The following is a 15630-nucleotide window of genomic DNA, read 5'->3' as shown; positions in this document are numbered from 1 at the left end:
GATCTTCATCCGTTTCTCCTGATTGGCGGACTTGTTCCGCGCTTCTGCCTGCATGCGTAGCGTCTTCTCTTCTTTATTTCTGTTGCTGGCGCTGCTGTATCTGCCCTCCGAGGGGCAGGCACAGCAGCGTCCTGCGTCTGCTGCCCCGGCTCCGGCCGACCAGCTCAAGCCGCGCAAGCTTACCCGCAAAGAGCGGAAGGAGCTGGCGCGCCGGGCCGAGCTGGACGCCGCCGGCCGCCAGCGCCAGCTAACGGAGCGCGACCGGGAGATGAGCGAGGCGTTCTTCGTGGATGGCGTGAAATACGTGCTGCTCGAAGACTACAACAAGGCCCTGGAACGGTTGCTAAAGGCCTACGCCCTCAACCCGACCAACGCGGCCATCAGCTACAAAATAGCCGAAACCAATCTGCTCAGCGGCAACCTCAAGGATGCCACCAACTTCGCGCAGGCTGCCGTCCGGCTCGACCCCAAAAATGCCTACTACTACCTGCTGCTGGCTCAGGCCTACGCCTCGCAGAAGCAGTACGACCAGGCCACCAAGGTCTATGCCCAGCTGATTCAGGACGTGCCGGATTCCGGCTACTACCTGTTCAACTTAGCCGACCTGTACCTGGCCCAGGGCAAGCTCGACGACGCCCTGGCCACGCTGGAACGGGCCGAAAAGCAGTTCGGGCCGCTGGATGAGGTGTCGTTCAAGAAGCAGCAGATTTACCTCAAGCAGAACAACCTCGACAAAGCCCTGAAAGAGGGCGAGGTGCTGATTGCGGCCAACCCCGACGAAATCCGGTACGTGCTGGCCCAGGCCGAAATGTACGCTGCCAACAACCGCCTGCCCGATGCCGTGCGCGTAGCCGAGCAGGCCCTACGCACCGACCCCGAAAACCCGCAGGCCCGCATGATTCTGGCCGACGTGTACCGGCAGCAGGGCAATACCACCGAGTCGGAAAAGCAGATCAAGCGGGCGTTTGAAAGCCCAGGCCTCGACATCGACGACAAGGTGCGGGTGCTGGTCGACTACATCAAGCAGCTGCCCAACCCCAAAATCGAGCAAACGGCGCTGGACCTGGCCGCCATTACGGTGCGCGTGCACCCCAAGGAGGCCAAGGCCTACTCCGTGGCCGGCGACATCCAGACCCTGACCAACCGCAAGGAGCAGGCCCGCAACACCTATCTGCAGGCCATCCGGCTCGACAACTCCCGCTACCAGATCTGGCAGCAGGTAGTGCTCATCGATGCCGAGCTCAACCAGACCGACTCGCTGCTACGGCACTCCGAGAAGGCGCTGGAGTTGTTCCCGAACCAGGCGCCGCTGTGGTTCTACAACGGCGTGGGCTACATCCTGGCCAAGCAGCCGGCCAAAGGCGTGAAAGCGCTGGAATACGGCCGCAAGCTGGCCACCGACAACCCCGAGCTGCTGGCCCAGTTCGACACCCAGCTCGGCGACGCCTACCACGAACTGAAGGAGTACAGCAAGTCCGACGCGGCCTACGAGGCGGCGCTGACCTTCGATGCCAACAATGCGCAGGCGCTCAACAACTACAGCTACTTTCTGTCGATGCGGGGCGAGAAGCTGGACCGCGCCAAGGAGATGTCGGGCAAGCTGGTGAAGCAGTTCCCCGACAACGACACATACCTCGACACCTACGCCTGGGTGCTCTACAAGCAGAAAGACTACGCCGGCGCCCGCCAGTACCTGGAAAAAGCGCTGCTCACCAGCAAAGACGCCACCGTCATCGAACACTACGGCGACGTGCTCTACCAGCTTGGCGACAAAGACAAAGCCTACGCCGAATGGCAGCGGGCCAAGCAGATCGGCGGCGCATCTTCGCTGATTGACCGCAAAATCAAAGACAGGAAATTGTATGAGTAAACGCATTGCCCTTGGCCTGTTTCTGGCCGCTGCCGTACTGGGCGGCTGCCAGAAGAAAGCCATCCCCACCAAGTCGAAGGCCAGCAACCGCCCCATGCCCGAGGCGGTGCGTGCCATGAACGTCGACTTCCGCTTTCTGTCGGCGAAAGGCAAGGCCCAGTTTGATATGCAGGGCAATCAGCAGGCGGCCAACATCAACGTGCGCATCCGCAAAGACAGCGTTATCTGGATTTCGGCGTCGCTAATTGGATTTGAGGGCGTGCGCGCCTACATCACCCGCGACTCGGTGCAGGTGCTCGACAAGCTGCACCGCGAGTATTACGCCGGCGACTTCGCTTACCTGAGCCAGCGCTTGAACGTGCCCGTCAACTTCGAGATGGTGCAGGCCCTGCTGCTCGGCAACTACCTGCCGCCCCTCAACCCCGCCACCGAGCCCACCGTGCAGACCGATGGCTCGGTGCAGCGCGTCAGCTACGAGCAGGCCGGCCTGCTGGTGCAGCAGCTCATTGAGCTGGGCAAGGCCCGGGTGCAGCAGCTCACTGTGAACGACCCGGCTACGCAGAACAAGGTGACAGTCGACTACACCGATTTCCGGGTGGTGGAGCGCACGCCGCAGTCGTTTGCCTACACCACGCAGCTGCAGCTGCAGCAGGGTACCACCAAGCCCACGGCCGCCACCATCAGCTACCGCACCGTCGATGTCGACAAGGAGCGGCTGCAGTTTCCGTTTTCGATTCCGAAAGGCTATGCCCGTAAGAAGTAAGCGCTGGCTGGCGGCGGCCCTGTTGCTGCTGAGCCAGCTGGCTCCGCTGGGTTTGGTGCCCGCCAGCCGCGTGCTGGCGCAGCGGAGCGCGTCGTCCAGAAAGCGCCCGGCCCAGAAATCAAAAGCCCAGCTGGAGCGCGAGCGGCGCAACACGCTGCGCCGGATTCAGGAAGCCAGCCGCATCCTGGAGCAGACCCAGCGCCAGAAGCAGGCCTCGCTGGGCCAGCTCAACGCCCTCAAGGAAAAGCTGACGGTGCAGCAGGGCGTCATCCGCAACATCTCGTCGGAGCTGCGCTACATCGAAACCGACGTGGTGCAGACCCAGACCCAGGTGCAGCAAACCCAGCAGAGCCTGCAGCAGCTCAAGGCCGAATACGCCAAGCTTATTTATGCCGGCTCGAAAACGGCCAATAGCTATAACCGGCTGATGTTTCTGTTTGCGGCCGAGTCGTTCAACCAGTTCATGCTGCGGCTGCGCTACATCCGGCAGTATGCCGAAGTGCGCCAGGCCCAGGCTGCCCAGATTACGGGCACCCAGCAGCGCCTCACCCAGCAGCTCACGGGCCTGCAGGTGAAAAAGCAGGAAAAAGGCCAGCTGCTCAACACCCAGGTAGCCGAAAAGAACAACCTCGTCACGCTGAAAACCCAGCAAGACCAGGTCGTGACTAAGCTCAGCCAGCAGGAACAGGGCCTGCGCCAGGAGCTGGCCGACCGCCAGCGCGCCATCGGCCGCCTCGATAACCTGATTGCCGAGCGCGTGCGCGAGGAAATAGCCCGCGCCGCCCGGGTGGCCGCCGCCAAAGCTGCGGCCCGCGCCGCCGCCCGCGAGCGGGCCGAGCGGGCCACCGCCGCCGCGCCCGGTCGCACCGCCCCCGAAGGAGCTGGCCGCACCTACTCCGAGCCGGCCGAGCCCGCCGCCGCCGTTCGCACCGACCGGGTAACGCTCACGCCCGAAACGGCGGTTCTGTCGTCGTCGTTTGCCGATAACCGGGGCAGTCTGCTGTGGCCAGTGGCCAAGGGGTTCATCTCGCAGCGGTTTGGCCGCCACAACCACCCGGTGCTGAAGAACGTGGTGGTGGAAAACCGCGGCGTGGATATCCAGACCAGCGCCGGCGAGCCGGTGCGGGCCATTTTCGACGGCAAGGTCCTGACCGTAGCCAGCGTGCCGGGCATGAACAACATCGTCATGATCCAGCACGGCGAGTACTTCACGGTGTACGCCAAGCTGCGCGGCGTGAGCGTAAGTGAGGGCCAGACCGTGAAGATGCGCCAGCAGATCGGCACGGTGTACACCAGCTCCGAGGGCACCTCGGAGGTGCAGTTTCAGGTGTGGCGCAACAGCTCCAACCTCAACCCGGAAAACTGGCTCGGCCGCCATTAGCAGGCTCCTGCATTTCCTCGCGCCTTTAGCGGTACAGACAAAAAAAGACACCGTACAATGTGCGGTGTCTTTCTGAGCTATGAAAACAAACTTAGCTATCAGTATGGCGAAGGATACAGACACCCCGGAAAGGTGCGCTGGCCACCGACTCACACCCCGATAACATTCCGAAATATAGACGGATGGTAGTCAAGCAGTGTATTTTATTCGGTGAAGACCGGATTTTTCCCGCCGAACTACTATCTGGCAAATTTCCTGCGCTGCCGGAACATTATATCAGGTTCAGTCGGCTTAGCAAAACGGCTTTGTAGGAGTTGCCAATGGGGATAAGAGCCGGAATCGGCGAGCGGTCCTGGCTGCGGCCGGTATCAATCTGCACGGCGTCGCCTTCGATGGCCGTGATACGGTCGAGGCATACAATGTACTTGCGGTGGATGCGGGCAAACTCGCGAACCGGCAGCTTGGCTTCCAGCTCCTTCATGGTGCTGTACACGGTGTACCGCTCCCGCGAAGTGTAGATATTGACGTAGTCGCCCAACGCCTCTACGTACCGGATATCGTCGGTATGCACCCGCACCAGCTTGTGGTCCTGCTTGACGAAGATTTCGTGCCGGCTGCTCACAAACATCGACTGCGCATTGTCGTTGGCCATGCGCAGCAGGCCGTCCATCTTCTGCTGCTCCAGCTCCAGCTGCTGCCGCGCCCGCCGCAGCTCCAAGTGCGACATCACCTCCTTGGCCAGAATGCGCAGGGCGTCCCGCTGCTGCTCGGTAAGCGTGCGGGGTTCCGTGTCGATGGTGCAGATGGTGCCCAGCGGCATGCCGTCCGGCGTGGTGAGCGGGGCGCCTGCGTAGAAGCGCACGCCCGGGTCATTGGCCACGGCAGGGTAGTCTTTGTATAGCGGATTCAGGTGCGGGTCCCGGATTTCCAGCACGTCCTCGGCCATCATAGCATGCTGGCAAAACGAGACGTCGCGGGGCGCATCAATGATGTCGAGGGGCCCGGTTCGGGCCTTGATCCATTGCCGCTTGGAGTCAATCAGCGACACCAGCGAAATGGGTGTCCCGCATATGTATGCAGCCAGCCGCACTAGGTTATTGAAGGCTTCCTCGGGCGGAGTGTCCAGAATATAGTAGCTGCGCAAGGCCTCAACCCGGTCCTCTTCCCACAATGCCGGAGACACTGTTGCCGCTTCTCCCCTTTTAAGCTTGGTAGAAACCGGAGTGGTCGTGTTAATCTTTTGCATAGACTGAAAGGAAAAACGTACGCCAACACGTGAAGTACTTAGTATAGAAAGCCTGAGGATAGTAGAACCGCAAGTAACGACAAACCGTCAATTTTGCACGCCAGAAACAGGATAATACTCGGCCAACATGGCGTTGGCCTCGACAAACCAGTAAGTTGCGTACGAAGTTTACGGCCGGCCGGATTGCCTGTCGGGCTCAGGTGCCATGTACAGCCAGCGGGCACTTTTTTTAAAATTATGGGGTACCTTTACCAATCCTGACGCAGCTCCGTATGCGTACCTAGGCTTTCCACTCCAAACCGTACCCTCAGGGTCTTGTTTATGCTCCTTTCCCTTTTGATTTTGGCCATTGCGCCGCGCACCATACTGTTCATCGTTCTGATTCTGGTGTTGTTCTTTGGCGCCAAGCGCATTCCCGAGATGTTCCGGGGTATGGGCCAGGGCATCCGCGAGTTCAAGGCGGCCTCCAAGGAGCCGCAGCCGGAGTACCGCGACCGGCCGGCCGCGCCCGGGGCTCCTATCAACCCCAACGCGCCCATCAACCCTACCACCAATCCTAACCAGCCGCAGGCTTAATTCTTTCAGCTCATGCATACTCCCCTTTTTCTTTTTCTGGAAGGCATAGGCGGCGGCGAGATGATGCTCGTTCTCGTCGTTATCCTGATTTTCTTCGGTGCCAACAAGATTCCGGAGTTGGCACGTGGCCTGGGCAAGGGCATCCGTGAGTTCAAGGATGCTTCGCAGGAAATCCGCAGCGAGTTTGAAAACGCCGGCAACCAGCAGCAGCCGCAGCAGCCCTACCAGCAGCAGTTCAACCCGAACTATGCCGCTCCGGTAGCACCTCAGCCAGTTGTGCAGCACCCTGTAGAGCAGCCCGGCCACCAGGCCCTGCCTGATGCGGCTTACGCTGCCCCCGAAGCTGCTCCGGCTGCCTACGTGCCCCCGGTTGCTCCGCCAATGGATGGCGGCATTACGCCTCCGGTAGCCGCTCCCGCCGAGCGCCCCCGTCTTGACCAAATGTCCTAATTGATTCCTTGAATTTGAGACGCTTTCATTCTCTCACGGAAGTTCGCAGCGAGCTGACGGCAGGTACCACCACCTGCCGTCAGCTCGTGGAGTATTACCTGGATAACATCGAGCGGCACAACAGCCGCTTGAATGCTTTTCTGGAAGTATGGCCCGACGAGGCCCGCGCCCAAGCCGACGCCGTAGACGCCAAGCTGGCCGCCGGTACGGCCGGCAAGCTGGCCGGCATGGTGATTGGCCTGAAGGACGTGCTGGCCTACAAAGACCATGCTCTGCAAAGCAGCAGCCACATCCTCGACGGGTTCAAGTCGCTGTTCACGGCCTCGGCGGTGCAGCGGCTGCTCGATGAAGACGCCATCTTCATCGGTCGACAGAACTGCGACGAGTTTGCCATGGGCGCCTCCAACGAAACCTCATACTTCGGCCCGGTGCGCAATGCCCTGGACGAAGAGCGGGTATCAGGCGGCTCTTCCGGCGGCTCGGCCGTGGCGGTGCAGGCCGATTTCTGCCTGGCATCCATCGGCTCTGATACCGGCGGCTCGGTGCGGCAGCCAGCGGCGTTTTGCGGGATTGTGGGCTTCAAGCCTACATATTCGCGTATTTCACGCTACGGGCTGGTGGCGTACGCCTCTTCCTTCGACCAGATCGGCACCCTCACCCGCTCGGTGGAAGATGCCGCCGTGCTGCTGGAGGTGATGGCCGGCGCCGACACCTTCGACAGCACCGTGAGCCAGCGCGACGTGCCGGCCTACAGCCAGCTGCTGGAGCCCGCGCCGCACTACCGCATCGGCTACATCCGGGATGCCGTGGAGCGCCCAGGTCTCAATGCCGAAATCAAAGAAGCGCTGGAGCACACGCTCGACGAGCTGCGCGGCCAGGGCCACGTAGTAGACGCGGTGGATTTCCCCTACCTCGACTACATGGTGCCCACCTACTACATCCTGACCACCGCCGAAGCCAGCTCCAACCTGAGCCGCTTCGATGGCGTGAAGTATGGTTACCGGGCCCCTGACGCCACCGATCTGGCTTCGCTGTACAAAAAGACCCGCTCTCAGGGCTTCGGGCCCGAGGTGCAGCGCCGGATTCTGCTCGGCACTTTTGTGCTGTCGGCTGACTACTACGACGCCTACTACACCAAAGCCCAGCAGGTGCGCCGCCTCATCAAAGACAAAACCGATGAGCTGCTGCGCCAATACGATTTCCTGGTGCTGCCTACGGCCCCCACTACGGCCTTCCGCATCGGGGAAGTGAACAAGGACACGCTGGCCATGTACCTGGCCGATATTTTCACGGTGCAGGCCTCGCTGGCTGGCGTACCGGCCGTTTCCATCCCGGCCGGCAACGACTCGGCCGGGCTGCCCATCGGCCTGCAGGTGATAAGCGGCGCGTTCCGCGAAGAGCATCTGCTGGCCTTTGCCAAGTCCTTGACTGAAACCCTGACGCCCGCTTAACCCAGCGCGGCGCTTGCAAGCAAAAACGACGAGGTGCCGCTGCGCACCCCGTCGTTTTTTGCTTTTGCCGGGAAGTTGCACTTGCAGGCAGTATATTTAACCCGATTTGAATCAGGGCTTTTCGTTTTTTTTCACGACGACCCAGGCGAAGAAATGAAGAAACAGTTGTTGCGTGTTGTGGTGGCCAGCGGGGTGCTGGGATTGGTGGCTTCTCACGCCGGCATGGCGCAGACGCGTCCGTTTAATTTGCCGCAGCCCCCCCCCACTATCCCCGCCGACGACACCACGCAGGTGGTAGACCTGCAGCTGCTCCCCGATTCGCTGGCGGCCGAGCCCATTGTCATAGACTCCGTGCGGCTGGCCTGGCTACAGACCCCGCCCGAGCTGCGCGACCTGGTCGGGGACCGGATCAACTGCTTTGAAACCGATGCGCCCCACACCTTCAATCCGGCCGTGATGTCGTTTGTGAAGCTGTTTACGGAGCGCAACCGCAAGTACATGCAACGGGTGCTGGAGCGCGAAAACGTGTATTTTCCGCTGTTCGAGAAGTACCTCGCCAAGTACAATCTGCCCACCGACCTTAAGTACCTGGCCGTGGTGGAATCAGCCCTGATTCCGACGGCCAAGTCGCCGGTGGGCGCTACCGGGCTGTGGCAGTTCATGGGCCCCACGGCCGGCGACCTGCGCCTGCGCCGCGACGACTGGGTGGACGAGCGCATGAACCCGGAGAAGTCCACAGAAGCGGCCTGCAAGCACCTGCGCTACCTCTACGGCATCTTCCACGACTGGGAGCTGGTGCTGGCGGCCTACAACTGGGGCGCCGGCAGCATGCAGCGCGTGATGCGCCGCACGGGCAAGAAAACCTTCTGGGACCTGTATCCGCACCTGCCCAAGGAAACGCGCAACTACGTGCCCACCTTCACGGCTATCATGTACTCGATGCAGTATGCCCAGGCCCACCAACTGCACTCACCGGACCTGAAATACCGCTACGCCGAAGCCATGGACACCCTGCAGGTAGGCGGCCACGCCCTCGACCTGCACCGCCTCAGCCAGGCCTGCGGCCTGCCCGACTCGGCCGCGCTGCTGCGCTACAACCCCGAGCTGCGCCGCAGCTGGCTGCCCGAAGGCTACCGGGCCTATACCGTGCAGATTCCGGCAGCCGTGCGCCCGCAGCTGGCCGTAGTAGACCGCGCCACCCTGTTCGACTACTGCCGGCCCCAGGTTGATCTGCCGCAGCCGTTGCAGCCGCTGATGGCCCGTCTGGAAGGCGTAGTGCCTTTCCCGTCGCGGACGCTGGCGGCCAGCGGCGGGCCGCGCGAAGAAACAGAAGTGGCGGCCCCGCGCTTTCGGCGCGTGCGCCACACGGTCCGGCGCGGCGAGTCGGCGGCGGCAGTGGCCGAGCGCTACGACGTAACGACTGCCCAGCTCGCGCGCTGGAACGGCCTGCGCAAAGGCAAAGCCCTGGTGCCGGGCAAGCAGCTGGTAGTATTTGTGCCGATTGCCCAGCCCGCCGCGCCCGCCGCCCGGGCTGTAGCCGCGGCCGACCGCAAACCCTCGGTGCCGTCGCGCCTAGCCACGCCTGCGGCCAGAACTACCGGCCCAGCACCTACCGCTGCCACCATGGCTGAGATGGTAGCCGCCGCCGAACCGCTGAAGGCCGCTATTGCCAACCGCAATCCGCAGCTTATCGGCCAGGAGGCCGCGGCTGCTGCGGCCACGCTTGCGGTAGCCGATGACTCCATGCCCGCCACCTACGTGGTGCGGCGCGGCGACAATCTGGCGAAGGTGGCGCAAAGCCGGGGCCTGACGATCAGTCAGCTGATGGCCTGGAACCGGCTGGAATCGGAGAAGGTGATGCCCGGGCAGAAGCTACTGCTGGCCGCCCCCGACGACGACAACGCCCCGGCCCCGAGCCGCCCGGCTTCGACCCGTACAGCACAGAAGCCTGCCCTGGCCGCCCGGAAGCCAGCCACACGCGAAGTGGCCGAGCAAAAGGTGCATCTGGTGCAGAAGGGCGACACGCTCTACAACATCTCGCGGCGCTACCAGGGCATTACCGTGGACGAGTTGCGGCGCCTCAATCATCTCACTTCCGACGAAGTAAAGCCCGGCCAGAAGCTCATCGTGGCGCGCTAGCCCATCATCAACGCCTGAGGCCGGCCCGGTTAAGCAACAGGGCCGGCCTTTTTGCGCCCGCTGAAACCACCGGCCCTCACCACCTGTTATAACCACTGGCGCAACGCAACGCCTCCTTGCTTTTGACTCTGCAGCATGAAAAAAATATCAGTAGAAATCTGGTCCGACATTGTATGCCCGTTCTGCTACATCGGCAAACGTCGCCTGGAAAACGCACTGGCCAAGTTCCCGCACCGCGACGCCATTGACATCCATTGGCGCAGCTTCGAACTGGATGCCGACTCCAACCCGCAGCCCGGCGAAGGCAGCCTCTATAAGCGCCTGGCTGCCAAATACGGCAACACAGAGGAGTGGGCCCGCCAGATGTCGGCCAACATGACGGAAATGGCCGCCGCCGAAGGGTTGGCGTTTGATTTCGACCGGGCGGTGCCGGCCAACACGTTCCGGGCGCACCGCCTGGTGCATCTGGCCGAGCAGCACGGCCGCCAGGATGCCGCTAAAGAGCGGCTGTTCAAAGCCTATCTGGAAGAAGGCCTTGACATCAACGACGTGCCCACGCTGCAGGCGCTGGCCGCCGAGCTGCAGCTGCCCGCCGATGCCGTAACGGATGTTCTCACCTCCGATGCCTTCGCCCAGGAAGTTCGCCACGACGAGTACCAGGCCCGGCAGATTGGCGTGCGCGGCGTGCCCTACTTCGTTTTCGACGATAAGTATGCCGTGTCGGGCGCTCAGCCGACGGAGCTGTTTGAGGAAGTTTTGGCCAAGGTATGGGAGGAAGCCCAACCCCGGCCCGTAGAGCTAACCGGTGCGGCCGGTGCTGCCTGCGACTTGGACGGCAACTGCTAGCTCCCGCGCTTCCTGACCCATTGGCGGCCCGCCGCCATCGGAGACGTATCCACACATATGGGTACAGCTCCGGTGGCGGCGGGCTTTTTGTTGCGCGGGCCACTGGCAGCTTATAGTAGATGAACGGGCAGTATAGCGAAGCTCAACCGGCCGATAAATATTTTGATTAGAGTAACTTTGATTTTGTTACTTTCCGTGACCTTGCCGTATAAGAATGCTACGGACAGCCTTCTTTTGTAACTATATGAAGAAAACATTACACGCGTTTTTTCTGGTATTCGCAGTGCTGCTTGCTATGCCGGTTTTTGCCGGGGTGGCGCCTGTTCTCAACGGCCAGTGGCGCGGCCCGCTTAAGGTACCAGGCGGGCAGCTCGACCTCATTGTCACCATCATTCCGCTCACCAATGGCGGCTACTACGCCGCCCTCGACGTGCCCCAGCAGCGCATCTACCGCATGCCGGTGGAAGTGGAGGTGAAAGGCAACGAGCTCAGCCTGCACATCGAGCAGGCGGGCAGCAGCTTCGTGGGCAAAATCCAGAACAACGGCGACCAGCTCACCGGGGTGTGGAAGCAGCCGGGCCTCTCGGGGCCGCTGGTGTTTGAACGCGCTAAGTCCGCGGCTACGGCTTCCGGCAAAGTGCGCCTCACGCCGCCCTATCGCGAAGACGAAATCAGCTTCATGAACAATGCGGCCAAGCTCCGCCTGAGCGGCATCCTGACCGTGCCGGCCGGCCCGGGCCCCTTCCCGGCCGTGGTGCTGCTCTCCGATTCGGGCCCGCAGGACCGCGACGCCGGCGAGCAGGAATACCGCATGTTCAGCATTCTGGGCGACTACCTCACCCGCCGCGGCATCGCCGTGCTGCGCTTCGACGACCGGGGCACCGGCAAGTCGCAGGGCATCTACCTGACGGCTACCACCCAGGATTTGGTCAGTGACGCGCAGGCGGCCATGGCCTTTCTTCGGAGCCGCAACCTCATCAATCCGCAGGAAATCGGGTTTATCGGGCACGGCGAAGGCGCCAACGTGGCCTTTCTGGCGGCAGCCGAGCCCGGCCCGGCCAAACCGGCTTTCGTGGTGTCGATGGCGGGCTACGGCCTGCCGGGCCGCCACGTACTGACGCGCCAGCAGCTGGAAATCATGCGCCTGATTGGGGCCAGCCCGGCCCAGGTGAAGGCCTCCATGGAGCTGCACGCCCAGATGATTGACATCATCCGGCAGACGCCTAACGATGCCCAGGCCCGGGGCAAAGTGGCCGCCACGCTGCGCATGAGCAACACCGACCTCGACCCGCACATGGCCCGCGCCCGCGCCATTCAGCTCACCTCGCCCTGGTCGCGCTACTTCATCGACTTCGAACCCACCCGCAAGCTGCCCGAAGTGCAGTGCCCGGTGCTGGCCATAAACGGTGCCGACGACCTGCAGGTGGAAGCCACCAACAACCTGGCCATGCTGCGCAAAGGTCTGCGCACCAACCGCGACGTAACCACGCAGAAGCTGCCCGAGGTCAACCACTGGATGCAGCCCAAGCCGGAAGAGTGGGCGATAGTAAACGGCGCGCAGCAGCCCACCTTCTCGCCCAAGGCCCTGGACATGATGCGGAGCTGGATTGCCAAGCGCACCACCCAGCCCGAAGCCGTGCCCGTGACGGTGAAGCGTGAGGCCCCCGCCAAAGCGCCCAAAACGTCCCGCAAATCCCGTAACACTCCTACCCAGGCCAGTCGCTAGCCTGATCTGCTGCCAGCCTGCTCCGGGCGCTGATCCGCTGGAATTGCCGGTGTGTAGCCCACACGCTTGGCAGTTCCGGCGGCTCGGCGCCCGCTGCGGTTTTTAGGGACCGGTTGAATGCAGCCGGGGCCGTATACTTGCGCTTTCTACACGGGCTTTCTTCTTCTGAGCAGATGATACGGATGTATTTGGGGTGGCGAGCGGTATGCGGGGCGCTGTTGGCGGGCTTGGTCAGTCTGGCGACGCCCGCCCATGCCCAGCAGGCCCGGCAGCTGGCCGGCGACTGGCACGGCACGCTGGCCACGCCCGTCAATCCGCCGCAGCTGATTGTGCACATCACCGGGCAGCCCACCGGGACCCTGGCCGCCGCGCTGGACGTGCCCTCCCAGAAAGTAACCGGCCTCGCCTTCTCCGGGGCCGAGCTGCGCCAGGACAGCCTGATTTTGCTGTCCGATTTTCTGGGCGTGCGCTACGCGGCACGTCTTTCCGCCGACGGGCAGCAGCTGACCGGGCGCTGGAAGCAGAACGGCGAGCAATGGCCCCTGGTGCTGCAGCGGGGCCTGCCCGCCCCGCCACCCCCGCCGGTTCGCCCCCAGGACCCCGTGGCGCCGCTGCCCTACCGCGAGCAGCAGGTGCGCTTCAAAAACCCTGGCGGCGGGCCTGAGCTGGCCGGCACCCTCACCCTGCCGGCCGGTAAAGGCCCTTTTCCGGCCGTGGTGCTGGTATCGGGCTCCGGCCCGCAGGACCGCGACGAAAGTCTGGCCGGGCACCATCCGTTTCGGGTGCTGGCCGATTACCTGACCCGGCGCGGCTTTGCCGTGCTGCGCTACGACGACCGGGGCGTGGGCCAGTCAGGCGGCACGTTTGCCACTGCCACCACCGCCGACTTTCTGGCCGATGCCCAGGCGGCGCTGGCGTTTCTGCGCACCCAAACCAGCGTGCAGCCCAAGCGCGTGGGCCTGCTCGGGCATAGCGAGGGCGGCACCATTGCGCTGCTGGCCGGCGCCGCGCCCAACCCACCGGCCTTCATCGTGTCGCTGGCGGGGATGGGCGTGAGTGGCCGGGAGCTGCTGCTGCGCCAGCAGGCCGATGTATTGCGTGCCTCGGGGCTCGACACGGCCAGTGCCGGCCGCATGCGCCGCACCCAGCAGGCTCTGCTCACCGTCATCCAGACCACCCCCGACAACCCGCCCGCCATTGCGCGGATGGTGCCCCTGCTGAAGCAGGCCAGCCCCGGCGTACCCGAATCGACGCTGACCACGATGGCCACCCAGATGACCTCGCCCTGGTACCGGTACTTTCTGGGGCTGAATCCGGCCCCGGCCCTGGCGAAAGTGAAAGTGCCGGTGCTGGCTCTCAACGGCACCAAAGACGTGCAGGTAGCGCCCGGCCCCAATCTCGAAGCCATTCGCAATGGCCTGCAGGCCGCCGGCAACCGCGACGTAACTATTCAACAGCTCGACGGCCTCAACCACCTGTTCCAGACGGCCACCACCGGGCTGCCCTCTGAGTACGGCCAGATCAGCGAAACCTTTTCGCCCTCGGCGCTCCAGATCATCGGCAACTGGCTGGCCGCCCACGCCCGGCGCTAGCCAGCAAATCAGCCGAAAATCAGCCACTTATCCACATCAATGTGGATAAGTTTGTTTATAAACCCCTGATAACCGCCGGTGTAGGTCCGAATACCTGAAATGGCCGTGGTTCCTTGTAATCAACGCTGGCAGTAACGGCCGACGTTAGGCGTCTTTGCCCGGCTCGGGCGTGAGGTCCAGGTTGCGCAGCTTGTCGGCGCGCCAGGCCGTAATGCCCACTACCAGCAGGGTCATGGCGCCACCCACTACCACCGAGCGCACCACGCCCAGCACCCGCGCCGCCGCCCCCGACTCGAAGGCCCCGATTTCGTTGCTGGAGCCGATGAAGATGTTGTTCACGGCCGATACGCGGCCCTTCATGTACTCGGGCGTGTAGGTGTGGATAAGCGTGGAGCGCACGATAACCGACACCGAATCGAACACCCCGGTCAGGAACAGCAGAAACAGGGAAAGCCAGAAGCTGGTCGATAAGGCGAAGAAGATGGTGGCTATGCCAAAGCCCGCCACTGCCCACAGCAACTTGCGCCCGGCGTGGCGACGCAGCGGGAAATAAGTCAGCAGCACGGCCATCAGCACCGACCCCACGGCCGGGGCGGCGCGCAGGTAGCCCAGGCCCGCGGCCCCGGTATGCAGAATCTGGTCGGCGAAAATCGGGAGCAGCGCCACGGCCCCGCCAAACAGCACCGCAAACAGATCCAGCGACAAAGCGGCCAGTACCAACTGGTTCTGGAAGATGAACTGCATACCGCTCAGCACGCTTTCCTTCAGGCCCAGCTTCTGGCCCTCGGTGGGCGGCAGCGGGCGGCCCGCAATGCTCAGAAACAGCAGCAACGACAGCAGCATCAGCCCGATGTCGGTGCCGTAGGCCACGGCTATGCCTAGGTGCGCAAACAGCAGGCCCCCAATGGCCGGCCCCAGCACGGCGGCCGCCTGCCAGGTGGTGCTGTTCCAGGTAATGGCGTTGGAAAGCTGCTCGCGCGCGGGCATCAGCTGCGGCATAAACGAAAACACGGCCGGCCCCAGAAAACCCCGCGCCACGCCGCTCACGAAGATGACGGCGTAGAGCGGCAGCCCCCGCAGCACCAGCAGCCCCCCCAATGACGTGCCGGCAGTCAGCAGCCCGGCCGCCTGCGGCTGCGCCAGCAGGCCCAGCGCCACCGAGCACAGCAGCAACACCGTCACCATGGCCACAATGATGTTTTTGCGCCGCACGGAGTCGGCCACGTGCCCGGCATACAACGACACGACAATGCTGGGAATGGCTTCGGCCAGCCCGATCAAACCCAGCGCCAGCGGGTCGCCGGTGAGCTTAAACATTTGCCAGCTGACCACTACGCCCTGAATCTGGGTAGCCAGCGTCAGGCAGGCACGGGCCGAGATGAAGCGCCGAAACTCCGGCAGGCGTAGCGCGGCGTAGGGGTCGTGGCGGGGAGCCGGAACAGCGGAAGACATAGGGCAGAAGACGAAAAACGAGCGGGCAAAGGTAGCCCGCGGCAGGCGGAAGCCGGTTGCGGGCCGCAGCCCTAACTTTGTGGCGCGCTGCGTTCTTCGCTATCTTGATACCCTTTGGTCGCACACCGGCCGGCTTTC

Annotated in this window: 12 protein-coding genes; 10 read left to right on the top strand and 2 right to left on the bottom strand. The window is 63.2% G+C overall.

Features of this window, described 5'->3' with window-relative positions:
• Nucleotides 1-52: 52 nt before the first annotated feature.
• Genes O9Z63_RS19795 through O9Z63_RS19785 form a run of 3 tightly spaced genes read left to right on the top strand, consistent with a single transcriptional unit; the run spans nucleotide 53 to nucleotide 4014 of the window.
• A complete protein-coding gene (locus tag O9Z63_RS19795) occupies nucleotides 53-1870 on the top strand; it encodes a tetratricopeptide repeat protein (protein ID WP_270127144.1) in 1818 nt (605 codons plus the stop codon).
• The gene (locus O9Z63_RS19790; protein WP_270127142.1) at nucleotides 1863-2633 is read left to right on the top strand and encodes a DUF4292 domain-containing protein; all 771 of its coding nucleotides are present in this window, start codon (nucleotides 1863-1865) and stop codon (nucleotides 2631-2633) included. The genes O9Z63_RS19795 and O9Z63_RS19790 overlap by 8 nt, the downstream gene beginning before the upstream one ends.
• Nucleotides 2617-4014 carry a murein hydrolase activator EnvC family protein gene (locus O9Z63_RS19785; protein ID WP_270127141.1) on the top strand — a complete coding sequence of 466 codons (1398 nt, stop codon included), beginning with the start codon at nucleotides 2617-2619 and terminating at the stop codon, nucleotides 4012-4014. The genes O9Z63_RS19790 and O9Z63_RS19785 overlap by 17 nt, the downstream gene beginning before the upstream one ends.
• A 271-nt stretch (nucleotides 4015-4285) precedes the next feature.
• On the opposite strand, the gene O9Z63_RS19780 is transcribed toward O9Z63_RS19785, so the two are convergent.
• Nucleotides 4286-5260 carry a GAF domain-containing DNA-binding protein gene (locus O9Z63_RS19780; protein ID WP_270127139.1) on the bottom strand — a complete coding sequence of 325 codons (975 nt, stop codon included), beginning with the start codon at nucleotides 5258-5260 and terminating at the stop codon, nucleotides 4286-4288.
• Nucleotides 5261-5581: 321 nt separating this feature from the next.
• Here O9Z63_RS19780 and O9Z63_RS19775 point away from each other — a divergent pair, with 321 nt between their 5' ends.
• The 7 genes from O9Z63_RS19775 to O9Z63_RS19745 all read left to right on the top strand — a co-directional run bounded on the left by O9Z63_RS19775 (nucleotide 5582) and on the right by O9Z63_RS19745 (nucleotide 14040).
• Nucleotides 5582-5836 (top strand): Sec-independent protein translocase subunit TatA/TatB, encoded by a 255-nt coding sequence (locus O9Z63_RS19775; protein WP_270127138.1) that lies wholly within the window; start codon nucleotides 5582-5584, stop codon nucleotides 5834-5836.
• A 12-nt stretch (nucleotides 5837-5848) separates the two neighbouring features.
• Complete coding sequence (locus O9Z63_RS21130; protein ID WP_333490327.1) at nucleotides 5849-6286, top strand: Sec-independent protein translocase subunit TatA/TatB; 438 nt, start codon at nucleotides 5849-5851, stop codon at nucleotides 6284-6286.
• A gap of 14 nt (nucleotides 6287-6300) precedes the next feature.
• Nucleotides 6301-7737: an Asp-tRNA(Asn)/Glu-tRNA(Gln) amidotransferase subunit GatA gene (gatA, locus tag O9Z63_RS19765; RefSeq protein ID WP_270127135.1), complete on the top strand. Its 1437-nt coding sequence runs from the start codon at nucleotides 6301-6303 to the stop codon at nucleotides 7735-7737.
• Nucleotides 7738-7983: 246 nt separating this feature from the next.
• Nucleotides 7984-9876, top strand: a complete 1893-nt coding sequence (locus tag O9Z63_RS19760; RefSeq protein WP_270127134.1) for a LysM peptidoglycan-binding domain-containing protein — start codon at nucleotides 7984-7986, stop codon at nucleotides 9874-9876.
• Nucleotides 9877-10011: 135 nt separating this feature from the next.
• Complete coding sequence (locus tag O9Z63_RS19755) at nucleotides 10012-10722, top strand: DsbA family oxidoreductase (RefSeq protein ID WP_270127133.1); 711 nt, start codon at nucleotides 10012-10014, stop codon at nucleotides 10720-10722.
• Nucleotides 10723-10966: 244 nt separating this feature from the next.
• A complete protein-coding gene (locus O9Z63_RS19750) occupies nucleotides 10967-12448 on the top strand; it encodes an alpha/beta hydrolase family protein (protein ID WP_270127132.1) in 1482 nt (493 codons plus the stop codon).
• 227 nt (nucleotides 12449-12675) lie between these two features.
• The gene (locus O9Z63_RS19745) at nucleotides 12676-14040 is read left to right on the top strand and encodes an alpha/beta hydrolase family protein (RefSeq protein WP_270127131.1); all 1365 of its coding nucleotides are present in this window, start codon (nucleotides 12676-12678) and stop codon (nucleotides 14038-14040) included.
• Nucleotides 14041-14184: 144 nt separating this feature from the next.
• On the opposite strand, the gene O9Z63_RS19740 is transcribed toward O9Z63_RS19745, so the two are convergent.
• Complete coding sequence (locus O9Z63_RS19740) at nucleotides 14185-15492, bottom strand: MFS transporter (protein WP_270127130.1); 1308 nt, start codon at nucleotides 15490-15492, stop codon at nucleotides 14185-14187.
• Nucleotides 15493-15630 lie beyond the last annotated feature (138 nt).

It is taken from the genome of Hymenobacter yonginensis (genome assembly GCF_027625995.1).
Classification (GTDB): Bacteria; Bacteroidota; Bacteroidia; order Cytophagales; family Hymenobacteraceae; genus Hymenobacter; species Hymenobacter yonginensis.
This window is presented reverse-complemented; position numbering and strand designations above follow the sequence as displayed.

Bases quoted from the DNA above. Each gene is read 5' to 3' on its own strand.
- O9Z63_RS19795 (WP_270127144.1), top strand. From the start codon at position 53: ATGCGTAGCGTCTTCTCTTCTTTATTTCTGTTGCTGGCGCTGCTGTAT.
- O9Z63_RS19790 (WP_270127142.1), top strand. From the start codon at position 1,863: ATGAGTAAACGCATTGCCCTTGGCCTGTTTCTGGCCGCTGCCGTACTG.
- O9Z63_RS19785 (WP_270127141.1), top strand. From the start codon at position 2,617: ATGCCCGTAAGAAGTAAGCGCTGGCTGGCGGCGGCCCTGTTGCTGCTG.
- O9Z63_RS19780 (WP_270127139.1), bottom strand. From the start codon at position 5,260: ATGCAAAAGATTAACACGACCACTCCGGTTTCTACCAAGCTTAAAAGG.
- O9Z63_RS19775 (WP_270127138.1), top strand. From the start codon at position 5,582: ATGCTCCTTTCCCTTTTGATTTTGGCCATTGCGCCGCGCACCATACTG.
- O9Z63_RS21130 (WP_333490327.1), top strand. From the start codon at position 5,849: ATGCATACTCCCCTTTTTCTTTTTCTGGAAGGCATAGGCGGCGGCGAG.
- O9Z63_RS19755 (WP_270127133.1), top strand. From the start codon at position 10,012: ATGAAAAAAATATCAGTAGAAATCTGGTCCGACATTGTATGCCCGTTC.
- O9Z63_RS19750 (WP_270127132.1), top strand. From the start codon at position 10,967: ATGAAGAAAACATTACACGCGTTTTTTCTGGTATTCGCAGTGCTGCTT.
- O9Z63_RS19740 (WP_270127130.1), bottom strand. From the start codon at position 15,492: ATGTCTTCCGCTGTTCCGGCTCCCCGCCACGACCCCTACGCCGCGCTA.